Here is a 14,326-nt window from a genome sequence, read left to right on the forward strand (position 1 = left end):
CGGAAAGACCACTTCCGGCCACATCGGCGGGGGTCTAAATGCCCGTTAGCTCTCTTGGGGTCAGATTCCGAGCACCGGGACACCGAGGCCGAATATGTCTTTTAGAGCATATTTAGCCGCATGGAATCCGGGCATGCCAGTGACGCCGGGACCAGGAGGAGTCGATGAAGAACACAGGTACACGCCGCGGGCAGGCGTCCGCCACGGCACCGTGGACACAACGGGGCGCTGGAGCAGGCCGCGCACGTGCAGCAGGCCCGCGCTGAAGTCGCCGCCGATGTAGTTTTCGTTGTACTCCGCCAGCTGGGCGGCGGTGGTCACCCTGTAGTTGAGCACCACGTCCCTGAAGCCCGGCGCGAAGCGTTCCAGCTGGTCAATGACGGACTCGCCCATATCCACTGTGGAGCCCGGCGGAACGTGGCAATAGCTCCAGAGGATGTGCCTTCCATTGGGCGCCCTGCTGGAATCGACAGGGGAGGGCTGGGACACCAGCACATACGGGCGCTCGGGGTGCCGGCCCTCCGCAACCTCATGTTCGGCCTGCGCGATCTCGGCACGCGTGCCTCCAACGTGGACCGTGCCGGCGTCGGCGAGTCCGGGGGCTGCCCAGGGCACCGGGCCGGACAGGATGAAGTCCACCTTGCAGGCCGCACTCCCGAAACGGTAGGACTCCAATGACCGGCGGTAGGAGGTGGGCAGCCTGCTTCCTGCAATCCGGGAAAGCGCCGGCGGTGCCACATCCAGCAGGACAGCCTTGGCGGGCTCGAGCTCGGCCAGGGACGTCACCCTGATTCCGGGCTGGATTGCCCCCCCGTGTGCCTCAATATCCTTCACCATTGCCGCTGCAATCGACGACGATCCGCCCACAGGAATGGGCCAGCCGTCCCCGTGCGCGAGGGCATTCAGGAGGAGCCCTGCTCCTGCCGCCGCAAGGGAGGGAAGACGCCCCACAGCGTGGGCGGCCACGCCGCTGATGAGGGCCGGGGCCCGATCCCCCCGGAACCTGAGGTTCCAGAGCGGCGAGCCCTGTTCAAGGGTCCGGATGCCCAGGAGAGCAGCGGACAACGGGTCAGCCGGCATCCGCAGCAGTTGGTCCGATGAGGTCTCGACAATGCCGTCCAGGCGCCGGACCAGCGGTGCCATGAGCCTGCGGTAGGCATGGCCGTCTCGGCCCAGTTCATCAGCGGTACGGTCAAGGGAGCGGTAGGCAAGGGCCGACCGCGCACCGTCCAGCGGTGACCCAAACTGGATCTTGGGCAGGGCAAGGCTGATACGCCGGCGCAGTTCGAACGCCTTGAAGAACGGCGAGGCCAGCGCCATGGGGTGCACAGCGGAACACACGTCGTGCCAGTGGTTCTCCTCGATGAGCTGCAAGGTCCGGGTGCCGCCGCCGATCTCTGCTGCCGCCTCGTAAACATGCACCTTCAGTCCCGCGCGGGCCAGGATCACAGCCGCGGCGAGGCCGTTGGGTCCGGATCCGACGACCGCGACGTCAGGCACGGCGGGCGGCCGTCCGCCAGGGGAGTACTGATGCCGACGGGCGCAGGGGATCCAGCCGGAGGCGGTCCGGCGCACCATCGAACGGTCCGCCATGGGGATCGTCGAGGAAGTGGCGGCGGATGGGGTCGTACGTCGGGTCCCAGATGTCAAGGGCCACGCGCAGCATGAGGTATGCCGTCACGAGCATATGTGCGCCCACAGCCAGAACGTAGTACGGCATGTCGATGTTGTGCTGTGGAACACCGCCGCTGGTCACTTGGCCAAGATACATCCAGATGGCGGCCCAGTGCAGCCCTTCAAGGCCTTGCCAGATCAGGAAGTCCCGCCAGCGCGGGCGTGCCAGGGCGAGCAGGGGGACCAGCCAGATGACGAACTGCGGGGAGTACACCTTGTTGGTCAGGATGAAGGCTGCCACGATGAGGAAGGTCAGTTGTGCGAGCCGCGGCCGCGTGGGTGCCGTCAATGCCAGCACGGCGATGAGGACGCAGGCCAGCAGGAAGACATTGAGGGCGAGAGTGTTGATGGCTTCCGGTGTAAGGAGTGTCCACCGCACCCGCTCCGCCACGAGGTTGTAGGCGTACCACGGCGAGCTGAATCCTGCCGGACGGTCCTGCGTGAACTCGAAAAAGTACTTCCAGCCGGTCAGGTCCCTCAACGCAAAGGGGAGGTTGACGGCCAACCATGTACTGGCGGCCGCCACCGCAGGGACGAGGAAAGCCCTGATTTTTCCGGTGCGCAGGGCCAGCAGGAAGATCGCCCCGAAAACCAGGACAGGGTAGAGCTTTGTGGCAGTTCCCAGCCCTATCAGGACGCCCGCCAGCACAAGCCGCTCCCGTGAGAAGAAGTACATGCCAAGGGCCAGCAGGGCCACTGCCCACATGTCCCAGTTGATCACTCCGGCCAGGACGATGCCCGGGGCCAGCGCCACCATCGCGGCGTCCCACGGGCGGCGCCGGGTCATCCGGGCCGTTGCCAGCACAGTGACGATCCAGACGGCGGCTATCAGCGTGGCATTGACGTCGAAGTAGCCCAGTACCCGAGCCTCAGTGGCCCCTGTCCCCGGGACTAACCATGCCGTGGCGCCGGCAATAAGGCCCATCAGGACCGGATACTCGAAAAGGGTGCCCTCGGTAAAGAAGGGGAACGCTCCGTCACCCAGGCCGCGGCTGCGGAAAAGCTCCGGAAAGTCGGAGTAGCAGGTGGAGTAGAACTGGGACGGCGTTGCCCAGCCATTGACGCGGCAGTAGCCCTTGATGACGATCCCGGCCAGAGCCGCAAGCACGGTGAGGATGATCAGTACCCGTTCCACCGTGAAGAAACCCGGGGCAACGATCCCCGGCGCCGAGTGCCTTCCCAAGGGGCCGCCGACGAGCTCTGTGAAGTTCCTGAGCAGGCGGTCGCTCCGGCTCGGCACCACCAGGCGCGCACGCTGACGAGGGGGCGGCGGCTGAGTTTCCTGCATGGCTCCGAGCTTACCGGGGCACTGCTCCACGGCGGGAGCCCGCGCACACCTGCACGGGCTCCCGGGGCGATGCTGTGGCCGGTACGGCGCATCAGGCCTCCTTGTAAGATGCCAACGCGTCAAAAAAGCAAGCGCGCTGATCGGTTTCAGCGCAGGATGCTCATTTGCTGGTGCATCCGGGCATATACGTCTTCCCGGTTCTGGTCCAGCAGCTGGCTGTTGAACTGTTGCTGCCGGTCCCTCGCAGGAATTCGGCTCAGGAGAAGGGCTTGGAGTTTGCGAAGCATGGGGCTCACCTCCTTTCGGGTGGGTCGCAACAGGACAAAGCGCAAGGAATTTGTGGCATGCCAATAAGGCCATTTGTATTCGCCCGAAATGGCACAAATGGACAGAGGGATGCCCGGCTGGAATAGGAAATGCGGCAAAGCCGAAATAGTCCAGAAAACGGAAGCGCTGCGGAGCCCCACCAAGAAGCAGGTTCTGAAATATGGGGAGCTGCGAAACCGCCAGGACTCCGCCGGATCAGGCCGCTGGCTCAGGAATCCGCCAAGAAGGCGCGATTATCGTCCTGATAACCCTACGCCGCTAGGAACACGCGAAGAGCAGGGTCAGCCAGCAAGTCTGCGATAACGGCGCAGGCCAGCAACGGAAGCGGGAAACGCGGTGATGGTCATCTTCCATCCGCTAGTCAAAGTAATCATTTTCCCAACCTCCTTTTCTGCTCTGCCGTGTTCCGGCTGACTGGCCGGCCAACGTGCGCCGATGACCCCGGCAAGATCGCTCTGGGGTCAGAAACAAAAGTACACCAGGAATGCTGCGGTTGACTACCTAATTCTCAAACAATTTTCGGAATTAGCAAACAAAGTATTGTTAGAGGCCCCAGCGGACAATGGCCGGTGTCCTTTTATCCCAGCCCAGGGTGCAGACTTTGGCGGTTCCGAGAATGAAGTGCCGGCCCTCTTCCGGGGCGAGCTCCAGCCACCGGGCCGTGAGGATGCGCGAGAAATGTCCATGCGCCACGATCAATACGTTGTCAAGGCCCGATTCCAGGACCCGGGCCACGATCTTGTCCGCGCGGGCCGCCACGTCCTGCAGTGTCTCGCCGTTCGGAACCCCGTGGGTCCAGATCAGGTAGTCCGGGTTGTCCTTGCGGATCAGGTCCGAGCTGATGCCCTCGTAGTCGCCGTAGTCCCATTCGACGGCCAGCGGTTCGTGAACGGCGTCGGGGAACCCCGCGAGTTCGGCCGTCCTGCGGGCGCGGCGCAGCGGGGAGGTCAGCACGAGGTCGAAATCCACACCGTCCAGCACTTTGCGGGCTTCCACCGCCTGCTGTTCGCCTTCCACCGTCAGCGGGAGGTCGGTCAACCCCGTGTACTGGCCGCTCTTGGACCACTCAGTTTCACCATGCCGCAGGATCCAAAGCTGGGGACGGGCGATGTAGGCGGAATTCACTTAAGACTCCTCAGTTGGGGAAGTTTCGGCGGCGGGAGGCGTTGCGGGACCGGACGGCGAGGGCTGCGGTGCTTCAGGCGCAGACTCGGGCTGCCGCGCCCACCACGCACGCAACGCCGACTCCGCGACTGAGGGCTCCATGGGGCCGTTTTCCATCCGTTCCTCCAGCAGGAATTTGTAGGCCCTTCCCACGACGGGCCCCGGCTTCAGATCCAGGAGTGCCATGATCTGGGCGCCGTTGAGGTCCGGCCGCACGGCATCCAGGGACTCCTGCTCACGCAGCGCCGCAATCCGGTCCTCGAGGTCGTCATAGGCGAATGCCAGCCGCTCGGCCTTGCGCTGGTTGCGGGTGGTGACGTCCGAGCGGGTCAGGCGGTGCAGGCGCTCCAGCAAGGGCCCGGCGTCGGTGATGTACCGGCGGACAGCGGAATCGGTCCACCCGGCGTCGCCGTATCCGTAAAAGCGCATGTGCAGCTCCACGAGGCGCGCAACCGCCTTGATGGTGTCGTTGTCGAAACGGAGGGTCCTCATCCGCTTCGCGGTGAGTTTGGCGCCCACCATGTCATGGTGGCGGAAGCTGACCGCGCCGCCCGGTTCGAAACGGCGAGTAGCCGGCTTCCCGACGTCGTGCATCAGTGCTGCGAACCGCAGCACGAAATCGGGTCCGGGCACGGGGCCGTCTTCGTCTGTCTCCAGGGTGGCCGCCTGTTCCAGCACCTGGAGCGAGTGCTGGTACACGTCCTTGTGGCGGTGGTGCTCGTCGGACTCGAGGCGCAGCGCGGACACCTCAGGCAACACGAACTCGGCCAGGCCGGTGTCCACCAGCAGATCCACGCCCACCCGTGGGTGCCGGCCACAGATGAGTTTCACGAGTTCATCGCGGACGCGCTCGGAGGAGATGATGGCGATCCGGTCGGCCATCTGTGTCATGGCCAGCCGAACGTCATCGTGGACGGCCACCCCTAGCTGGGACGCGAAGCGGGCGGCGCGCATCATGCGCAGCGGATCGTCCGAAAAGGACGCCTCGGGGGCGCCGGGAGTGGCCAGCACGGCGGCATGGAGGTCGCGGATTCCGCCGAAGGGATCCACGAGCTCCATGGAGGGCAGCCGCAGCGCCATGGCGTTGATGGTGAAGTCGCGCCGCAGCAGGTCATCGGTCAGCGAGGTTCCGAAAGCCACCACGGGCTTGCGGGATTCCGGATCGTAGGCCTCGGCGCGGTACGTGGTGATTTCGATCTGGAATCCGGCTTTCCGCATGCCGATCGTTCCGAAGGCGCGCCCGATTTCCCAGAAGTTGTCAGCCCACTTCTTAATCAGCGCCACGGTCTGGTCAGGCGTGGCGTCGGTGGTGAAATCGAGGTCGGGAGAGGTGCGGCCCAGGAAGAGGTCGCGGACAGGGCCGCCGACGAGCGAGAGCTCATGCCCCGCGTCCACGAAGCGCTGGCCGAGCTCCAGGACCACCGGGTCCACCTGGAAATCGACGGTGTGGAGATCAGTCTTTTGATGTGCGTGCGCCATAGTTACTTAAGCTTGTCAGAAAACCCTGCCCAACCACACCAATCACAGTGATCGCGGGCGCTTGGGGGCAAACCGCGTCATATGCAGGACACCTTGAAGCCATGTTCCAGTCATCATCACGGGACAAGAGTCGTTAGAGTGGACTGCATGGCCCATCCAGTACCGAGCGCCCCCGGCAGGAGGACAAACCCACCGTTGCCGTCGGCAATTGGTGCACACGTCGCGCCTGCACCGCACTCGGCTCCGGCCTCCCTCCCGACTGTCGAGGAGATCTCCGCCGGCGGCGTCGTGGTGGACACGTCCGACGACGAATTGAGGGTTGCGATCATCGCCCGACTTAATAGGGGCGGACGCCTGGAATGGTGCCTGCCGAAAGGCCATCCGGAGGGGCGGGAAAACAACGAGCAGGCCGCTGTGCGCGAGATCGCGGAAGAGACCGGCATTGACGGGAAAATCCTGGCTCCGCTGGGCAGCATCGATTACTGGTTCACGGTGAGTGGCCACCGGGTCCACAAGACCGTTCACCACTACCTGCTGCGCGCAACCGGCGGCGAGCTCACCATCGAAAACGATCCTGACAAGGAAGCGGTGGACGTTGCCTGGATCCCCATCCACGAACTCGCCCGCAAACTCTCCTTTCCCAACGAGCGCCGGATTGCGGATCTTGCCCGCGAGGTCCTGCCCGAACACCTCTGAGGTCCGTGCGGCCCGGACAGGGCCGCCGCGGGTTACGGCAACGTGGGTTACGGCAATTTGCCCGCCCGGGTGAGACGATGAAGACGATGTCAGCAGCCAATCCACCATCCGAGCAGCCCGCACAGCCGGGCGAACCGCCCTCGGGCGTCACGCCTGCCGGCGAGGCTGCCTCCAGCGCGGCCCAGCCCGGCGAAGCCCGGTCCAGCGCCATCATGGCGGCCGGGACCCTGGTCTCGCGCATCCTGGGCTTCGGCAAAACGTGGATGCTCGGCGCCGCCCTGGGACTGGGTTCCACGGTCAATGACACGTTCATCAACGCCAACAACCTGCCGAACCTGATCTTCCTGCTCGTGGCCGGCGGTGTCTTCAACGCCGTGCTCGTGCCGCAGATCATCAAGGCAAGCAAGGCGCCCGACAGGGGAGCGGACTACATCAGCCGGCTCCTGACGCTGGCGGTGCTGGTGCTGCTGTCCCTGACACTGCTGGTGACGCTGCTGGCTCCCTTCGTCATCGAACTGACCACACAGGGCTATTCTCCGCAGCAGCGGGCCCTTGCCGTTACGTTCGCCTTCTGGTGCCTGCCGCAGATCTTCTTCTACGGCCTCTATGCCCTCCTGACCCAGGTCCTCAACGCCAATGGAGCCTTCGGCCCGGCCATGTGGGCACCCATCCTGAACAATGTCGTGGCCATCGCCGGCCTGGGTATGTTCATCTGGATTTTCGGCGCCAACGTGGCCAATCCTCATACGCTGGACAACTGGGGTGACACCCAGACCTTCTTCGTGGCCGGTTTCTCCACAATCGGCGTCATCGCCCAGACGGCCATCCTGCTCATCCCCGTTTTCCGCCTGAAGCTGGGCCTGCGGCCGCGTTTTGGCTGGCGCGGAGTGGGGCTTGGCCACGCCGCAAAGCTGAGCGTTTGGACGCTCCTCACCGCCGCCGTCGGCCAGCTCGCCTTCCTCTACGTGATGCGCATCGCCACCATTCCGGGTGCGGAGCGGCTCCGCCTCCAGAAAGCCGGCGACTTTGACTCTGCCGCGTTGCTTCCCGGCAACGCAGTGCTGGAGGTTGCCAGCCAGCTGTACCTGCTGCCGCACTCGATCATCGCGCTCTCACTCGCCACCGTGCTGTTTAACCGCATGACACGAGCCTCGCAGGAGGGAAACCGCGACGAACTCCGCAATGCACTGTCGCAGGGGCTGCGCACGATGGCAGTCGCGACCGTGTTCGGTGCCCTCGCCCTCTTCGCTTTGGCCGGGCCACTGGGCATGTTCTTCTCCGGCGGGCTGCGGACTGACGGGATCATGCTGGCGCAGACCCTCACCATCCTGGCGCTCTCCACGCCGTTCATGAGCGCGAACTTCATGATGTCCCGGGTCTTCTATGCCAATGAGGATGCCCGGACACCGTTCTACATCCAGTTGGTCCTGGCCCTGGTGAACGTCGTGGCGGCGTTCTTCATCCAGTTCCTCCCGTTCAACCAGATCATCTTTGCCATCGCCATTCTCTATACGGGCGGCAACATTCTCTCGGTGATCGTCAGCGCGTTCTTCCTGCGCCGGCTCCTGGGGCATCTGGACGGGCCGCGGATCGCCAACTCGTATATACGCATGGGTTACGCCGCGCTCGGTTCCGCCATTGCCGGCGTCGGCGCCCTCTGGCTGCTGGGTAACTACAGTCCGGTGGGCTTCGCCTGGACCAACCGATTGACGGCACTGGTGACCATCATCGTCGTCGGGCCCGTCATGCTGGCCGCATACCTGTTGCTCCTGAAACTGTTCCGCGTTACCGAACTGCGCGACCTGCTCCGTCCGCTGCTCGGACGGCTGGGCCGCGGCGCCGGGCCTACGGCACCGGCAGCCGGTGATTCTGCCGGTACCATCACGGAGGGGGCGCGGAGAGCCGCCGCCGCGCCCGGGTCAGGTTCCCATTCTGCGCAGCGGCCGACGGCGGAACGCGCCACGGTCTCGCTGGACACCGGATTGATTCCGCGGATCTCGGGCGAATTCGATGCCGCTTCCTTCCGTGCCGGACCGGCTCCCAGGCCGGAACGAGAGGATGCCGGACGTTCCGGCAAGCCAGCATACCTGCCGGAGGAGGAGACACCCAGCACCGCCCGCGGCAGCATACTGCGCGAGGAGATCCCGCTACCGGGCCGGAGGACGTTCCAAGGCAAGCCAGGTCAGAACCCGTACTTCAGGACCAGGCGCAAGAAGAAAAAATAAGACACCGGGTCCGGCTTATCCAGCCCGTCTCACCCGGCCGTTGCACAGCATCGGCTAGGATCGAAAAAGAACAAGGGTAGTTGCGGGTCAGGTGTCAGCCGGCTTGCCGGAGGTCTTTCCGCGGTGACGGCACACCAGGCCCGCGCAATTCCCGGACAGCCTAGGAGGAACACGTGTCCCACCCGATCGATGTCGGATCAGTACTTGGCGGCCGCTACAAGGTCACGGCCACAGTACTGACCTCGCATGACCAGGATCTGGTGCTGGATGGTACGGACCAGGTGCTCAACAGGCCGGTCAGCATCCTGGTGGCCGGCCCCCACAACGCTGACCAAGTGGCTCAGAGCGCCCGTGAAGTGGCCACCGGGGAACGCCCCGGCAGCGTTCAGATCCTTGATCTCGGCGTCAGCGATGCCACCACGTACCTCATCACCAACCACACGTCCGCGGCTGACCTGCTGGACCTCGTGGTTGCGTCCAACCCTCCGTATGTTGAACCATTCTTCACGGACACGCTGGGCAGTGAGATTTTCGGGCAGGCACGGTCCCATGAACCGGAACTGTACGACGACGAGGAAGAGGTTGACGCCGGCTACATCGATTACAGCGCAGCCCATCAGGGTGACTCCTACCCGGCTCACAGTGGCGGCCGCAGCTCCGGCCAGCAGTCGCCGGAGCAGCATGCCGGTGCCAGCGCACCGGCTGCTCCAGTCCGCAGGGCCCCCATCGTCCCTCCGCTTCCGCCGAGCCGTCCGGGCGTTCCGGCTGCAGGCGCCGCCGCAGGCCCCGGCGAGTCTTCAGGTGCCGGCGCGGCAGCCCCTGCGGGCAGGCCGCGGACTGAGGTTCCGGAGAACACGGCACCACAGCCCGTCCAGCGCGAGAACGTAGAGCAGGCCCTGCTCCAGCGTGAACGCAACAGCTCCGCGAACTCCACTGAAGGCTCGCACGAGCGTGGCGCAGCGGGGGCCCATGGCGGGGATGATCACCCGAAGGTATCGCTGTGGTCGCAGAACGACTATGGCTACGCACCCGATGATCGCTATGCCAACGACCAATACACCGACGACGAGGTGGACGGCCACCACTCGGACCGGCAGGCCAGCAGCTTCCCTGCGGCCGCCGGAACTGGCCTCGCTTCGGCTGGCGCCAGCTACGACGATGACGATGAAGATGAAACCCGGCAGGAGCCGCGCTCCATGCGGTGGCTGGTGGGCGGTTTGCTGGCCGCAGTGCTGGTTGTCGGACTGATCTTTGCCGTCACCAACCTTGGCAGCCTCATCAAGCCTGCGCCTCAGTCCCAGGAAACGCCGGGATCCGTGGCGACTGCGCCTGAGAAGGCCGGCACCGGAAGCCCGTCGCCCAGTCCAAGCACCGCACCCGCGGCCGGACCGCCGGCAGTAGAGGGTGTCACTCGGTTGGGTGTCTTTGATTTTGCCTCCAACTACGACAATGACCTCGCCAAGACGTTCGACGGCAACGCCGCCAGCTACTGGTCAGACATGGAGTTTGCGACCGACAACTGGGGTGGCCTGGCTCCTGATGGTGTATCACTCGCGGTCAAGCTGAAGGACCCGTCCAAGATCTCCTCCATCACGTTGAACCAGCTGGGTGCCTCGGGCGGTAACATCAGCGTCTTCACGAATGACAGGCCGTCCCTGGATGGTGCCAAGCAGGTGGGCACCAACAGCTTCACCTCGCCTGACCTGACCATGCCGCTCGCTGAGCCGGTCACTGCGGAGTACGTCATCGTGTCCATCAAGAACCTGCCCCGGCTGGCGGCGCCGAAGACCCGCTACGGTTTCGGTCTCCGGCTCGCGGAAATCAAGGTCCAGTAGCGGAGCGCATCCTTTTCCGGTCACCTTGCCGGCTGCACGTTTTCGGCCTGATGCCATGACATGTAACGGGCATGCTCTGATGGATCCGAACCGGTACCCTTGGGGGACGTCTTGTGATGGCGTGGGTGTGCAGGCTTCACGCGCCTTAGCGGGCCTCCACTACGTCTGGAATATTCGGCACCGCTAATCAGTTGTGCCATGTGGCCGGCCGAAAGCTGGCTCATCGATTAAGGGAAGAGGTTCACCGTTCAGTGAGCAACGCAGAAAACGGCGCGTCAGAAGTACGTGATGTCATCATCGTCGGCTCCGGCCCGGCAGGGTACACGGCGGCTGTCTATACGGCACGTGCCAACCTTAAGCCGCTGCTTCTGGCCGGTTCCGTCACTGCTGGCGGCGAACTGATGAACACCACGGACGTCGAGAACTACCCAGGCTTTCCCGACGGCATCATGGGTCCGGACCTGATGGAGAACTTTGAAAAGCAGGCCGCCCGTTTCGGAACGGAAATCCAGTTTGAAGACGTCACGGCGTTGGACCTCGACGGCGACATAAAGACGGTCACCATCGCCACGGGGGAGACCTTCCGCGCGCGGGCCATCATTCTCTCCACCGGCTCCGCTTACCGTGAGCTTGGCTTGGCCAATGAAAAGCGTCTCTCCGGCCACGGAGTCAGCTGGTGTGCAACCTGCGATGGTTTCTTTTTCAAGGACCAGGACATCGCCGTCATTGGCGGTGGCGACTCCGCGATGGAAGAGGCACTGTTCCTCACCAAGTTCGCCAAGTCCGTAACCGTTGTCCACCGCCGCGACACACTGAAGGCTTCCAAAATCATGGGTGACCGCGCCCAGGCTCACGAGAAGATTAACTTCATCTGGAACACGGCCGTGGAGGACGTGCTCGGCGATGACAAGGTGACAGGCCTGAAGCTGAAAAACGTCCTGGACGGTGCCGAGTCGGAACTGGCAGTCACGGGCGTCTTTGTGGCCATCGGAAACGATCCCCGCACGGAGCTTGTCAAGGACACCCTTAAGATGACGGACGCGGGAACTATCGCGGTGGAGGGCCGCAGCTCCCGGACGAGCATCCCCGGAGTCTTCGCAGCAGGTGATGTCGTCGATCCCACCTACCGCCAGGCCATTACGGCGTCGGGCTCCGGCTGTGTAGCCGCAATCGACGTCGAACACTACCTTGCAGACCTTCACGCCTGAACGGCGCTGAAACACTTCGAAAGAGAGACAGGATTATGAGCAACGCTAAAGATGTGACCGACGCAAGCTTCAGCACGGACGTTCTGGCAGCCGACAAGCCGGTAATCGTGGACTTCTGGGCCGAATGGTGCGGTCCCTGCCGCAAGCTCGGCCCCATCCTGGACGAGATCTCCGTGGAATACAGCGAAAAGGTCGAGGTGGTCAAGGTGAACGTCGACGATAACCCGTCCATTGCCGCCGAGTACGGTATCACCTCGATTCCTGCCGTGTACCTGTTCCAGGGCGGCGAAGTGAAGAGCACAGTCATCGGTGCAAAGCCGAAGCAGTTCTTCGAAAAGGAATTTGCAGACGTCCTGTCCTAACCAAGAGAACGAACCTGCCCCTATTAGGCGGCGGGACGTGGCCACCACTCCGAAAGAGTGGTGGCCACTTTTTTATGGGCAGGGTCTTCTGGGACGAACGCACGGTGGCAACAGGTCAATGCGGGTTTGGTAACTGCCGGGATGGCTTCAGCGGGATACTTCCCGTGGAGGACACCGAAAGGATCACAGCGAATCACTACACTGGGCAAATCTTCGGCTAAATGAACCGCAAGTTGTTTCGAAGTCCTGCTTTCTTCACTGAGATGGACTCAGGCAGAATTCGACCCTGGATGACGTGCGGTTAGGGTGCTGCTGCAGTCGTGGAACGTCCCCACCGATTGACCTAGACGATGCCCCTCGGGCTCGTCGTTGGCGTACTGTGCTCGTGAACTCTATGTTCGGCCGCGGCGACCTTCAACGGCGTTTCACGTGAAACAGCGCTGGCAATTCAGCGCGCGACATCACCGTGGCAAACCATGCGGCACCGGAAGTAGCCTCCCATGGCACGGCACGGCACGGCGTCATCGAAGGAAGCGGCACCGTAACCAACCGCACCGACCGCTAACTGCACCGATGACCGTTTGGTCGGTTCCCAGAAGGTGCTTCCCCTCTCTGGCTGCCGATCACTTTGGTCGCTTCTCACGCTGTGGATCTGCACGGAGCATGCGCTCACTTTCTAGTCCAGCCGGTTGCCGGGCCAACTGTCGTTCAGTCTCGTGACGGTCTGTTGTCTGATCTCGCGACAGATGGCCCTGTTCAGGACCGTATACCGCTGGACAGATTCATGTCAGCCCAACACCAACTTCAGGGCGGCTCCTCAGAGCGATGTCGCGTTCCTCGCCTCGACAACGAGGCGAGTAGCAATTGGGCGCAACGATACCCAGGGCCGCTCAGCGCGCCTGTCCGCCATTGCGCGAGGACTGGCACTTATAGCGGTATTGCCATCTGTCATCTAAAGTTCCCAGCTGGAAGTTCACCTGCGAGCAGCTCCAACCAAGGCGTCCGAGCGGTGCGCAGGCGCGGCAGTTTCACGTGAAACGCTACCGGATATGCAATCGCCCCATGTCGACAACGCTAGATGCCAAGAACCGGCGCCGTACACAGGGAGGGGATCTTCTCATCGTCGACACGCTCTACAGACTTGGGGCGACGTTTCACGTGAAACATAAAGCTACAACTGCAGGCTGACATGACTCGCCGCCGGGGAGCACCCTGCACTGCAAGCGGCCCACGATTAGGCACCTAATTTCGGGTGAACGCCATCAAAGAACAACGTGAAGCAGCGAAAGTACCGCCGCCGAGACCTCAGGTCGGTATGTGTTTTTCCATACCTCTGTAAGGGCACGGACGAAGCCCCGCCGTCTGCGCGGCAACCACATGTCTCCTGGCACGCAACGGGCCGTAAAGTCCGCCGTATGAGCAAACCCAAAGCATCGTTTCACCCGGGCAGCTCAGCCGATCCGCCCCTCCTCGAACCGAAGAAGCGAACTGGCCGGGATCGAGTTGTCCAAAAGCTCACACAAATGAGCACATTTCCATGGGCTACCGATTACGCAACAAGCCTGAAGGAGAATTTTGAGCGCCAACCTGAAATCGGCGTGATGAATTCCACGACAACGATGAGTTGCCACACCATAAAAGACCTTCTAATCCGTAGATAGGCGTCCGGACTCCGTGATTAACAACCACAGCTTGGCGATTCCGGAGCCGTTTCCCGGCGCATGAAGCTTAGAGCTGGACTACGGTGCTAACCGGACTCGAAATCAGTATGCGTGAGGGATCTAGTCTCCGTTGCCGGTACAACAACTAGTGACGCTCTCCGTCTGAACTACATGCCCCTTCGCCCGCTGGTGCTTCAGGCGCTTCTTTGCCAGCGCCAAGTCTTTCCAAGACAGGTATGGACATGGTTTCACGTGAAACAGGCTGACGGTCGTTCTTCCGAGAGACATCGCAGAGCAGAGACGGTGCCCTAACGTTCCAAATCCTTGTTCCATCCTTGACCATAGACAACTTGCCGATTCCGTGGGGCCCGGCCTCTGAAGGGCATCAGCCACCTTGAAGTTGCGTT

11 protein-coding genes are annotated in these 14,326 nt (G+C 63.1%); 6 read left to right on the forward strand and 5 right to left on the reverse strand.

Annotated elements, in window-relative coordinates; all coding sequences use genetic code 11:
• Positions 1-60 precede the first annotated feature (60 nt).
• The 5 genes from ACIP90_RS03265 to ACIP90_RS03285 all read right to left on the reverse strand — a co-directional run bounded on the left by ACIP90_RS03265 (position 61) and on the right by ACIP90_RS03285 (position 5,932).
• Complete coding sequence (locus tag ACIP90_RS03265) at positions 61-1,500, reverse strand: phytoene desaturase family protein (protein WP_400576893.1); 1,440 nt, start codon at positions 1,498-1,500, stop codon at positions 61-63.
• Positions 1,493-2,962, reverse strand: a complete 1,470-nt coding sequence (locus ACIP90_RS03270) for a glycosyltransferase family 87 protein (RefSeq protein ID WP_400576894.1) — start codon at positions 2,960-2,962, stop codon at positions 1,493-1,495. The genes ACIP90_RS03265 and ACIP90_RS03270 overlap by 8 nt, the downstream gene beginning before the upstream one ends.
• Before the next feature lie 146 nt (positions 2,963-3,108).
• The gene (locus ACIP90_RS03275; protein ID WP_400576895.1) at positions 3,109-3,249 is read right to left on the reverse strand and encodes a hypothetical protein; all 141 of its coding nucleotides are present in this window, start codon (positions 3,247-3,249) and stop codon (positions 3,109-3,111) included.
• Between the two features lie 583 nt (positions 3,250-3,832).
• Complete coding sequence (locus ACIP90_RS03280; protein WP_400576897.1) at positions 3,833-4,414, reverse strand: histidine phosphatase family protein; 582 nt, start codon at positions 4,412-4,414, stop codon at positions 3,833-3,835.
• Positions 4,415-5,932 carry a CCA tRNA nucleotidyltransferase gene (locus tag ACIP90_RS03285; protein ID WP_400576899.1) on the reverse strand — a complete coding sequence of 506 codons (1,518 nt, stop codon included), beginning with the start codon at positions 5,930-5,932 and terminating at the stop codon, positions 4,415-4,417.
• Positions 5,933-6,127: 195 nt separating this feature from the next.
• Between ACIP90_RS03285 and ACIP90_RS03290 the strand changes: the two genes are divergently transcribed.
• The 6 genes from ACIP90_RS03290 (at position 6,128) to ACIP90_RS03315 (ending at position 13,919) form a co-directional block, all read left to right on the forward strand.
• The gene (locus tag ACIP90_RS03290) at positions 6,128-6,628 is read left to right on the forward strand and encodes an NUDIX hydrolase (protein WP_400577695.1); all 501 of its coding nucleotides are present in this window, start codon (positions 6,128-6,130) and stop codon (positions 6,626-6,628) included.
• Positions 6,629-6,714: 86 nt separating this feature from the next.
• Positions 6,715-8,853, forward strand: a complete 2,139-nt coding sequence (murJ, locus tag ACIP90_RS03295; protein WP_400576902.1) for a murein biosynthesis integral membrane protein MurJ — start codon at positions 6,715-6,717, stop codon at positions 8,851-8,853.
• 173 nt (positions 8,854-9,026) lie between these two features.
• Complete coding sequence (locus ACIP90_RS03300) at positions 9,027-10,688, forward strand: ABC transporter substrate-binding protein (protein WP_400576904.1); 1,662 nt, start codon at positions 9,027-9,029, stop codon at positions 10,686-10,688.
• A 251-nt stretch (positions 10,689-10,939) separates the two neighbouring features.
• Positions 10,940-11,896 (forward strand): thioredoxin-disulfide reductase, encoded by a 957-nt coding sequence (gene trxB, locus ACIP90_RS03305; protein WP_400576906.1) that lies wholly within the window; start codon positions 10,940-10,942, stop codon positions 11,894-11,896.
• A gap of 35 nt (positions 11,897-11,931) precedes the next feature.
• Positions 11,932-12,258, forward strand: a complete 327-nt coding sequence (gene trxA / locus ACIP90_RS03310) for a thioredoxin (RefSeq protein ID WP_400478385.1) — start codon at positions 11,932-11,934, stop codon at positions 12,256-12,258.
• Positions 12,259-13,673: 1,415 nt separating this feature from the next.
• Positions 13,674-13,919: a hypothetical protein gene (locus tag ACIP90_RS03315; protein WP_400576907.1), complete on the forward strand. Its 246-nt coding sequence runs from the start codon at positions 13,674-13,676 to the stop codon at positions 13,917-13,919.
• Positions 13,920-14,326: the final 407 nt, after the last annotated feature.

This window comes from Arthrobacter sp. NPDC093139 (assembly GCF_044754165.1).
GTDB lineage: Bacteria > Actinomycetota > Actinomycetes > Actinomycetales > Micrococcaceae > Arthrobacter.

What these genes read in the sequence shown, in the direction of transcription:
- ACIP90_RS03275 (WP_400576895.1), bottom strand. Translation starts at nt 3,249, where the DNA reads ATGCTTCGCAAACTCCAAGCCCTTCTCCTGAGCCGAATTCCTGCGAGG.
- ACIP90_RS03315 (WP_400576907.1), top strand. Translation starts at nt 13,674, where the DNA reads ATGAGCAAACCCAAAGCATCGTTTCACCCGGGCAGCTCAGCCGATCCG.
- trxA (WP_400478385.1), top strand. Translation starts at nt 11,932, where the DNA reads ATGAGCAACGCTAAAGATGTGACCGACGCAAGCTTCAGCACGGACGTT.
- ACIP90_RS03270 (WP_400576894.1), bottom strand. Translation starts at nt 2,962, where the DNA reads ATGCAGGAAACTCAGCCGCCGCCCCCTCGTCAGCGTGCGCGCCTGGTG.
- ACIP90_RS03285 (WP_400576899.1), bottom strand. Translation starts at nt 5,932, where the DNA reads ATGGCGCACGCACATCAAAAGACTGATCTCCACACCGTCGATTTCCAG.
- murJ (WP_400576902.1), top strand. Translation starts at nt 6,715, where the DNA reads ATGTCAGCAGCCAATCCACCATCCGAGCAGCCCGCACAGCCGGGCGAA.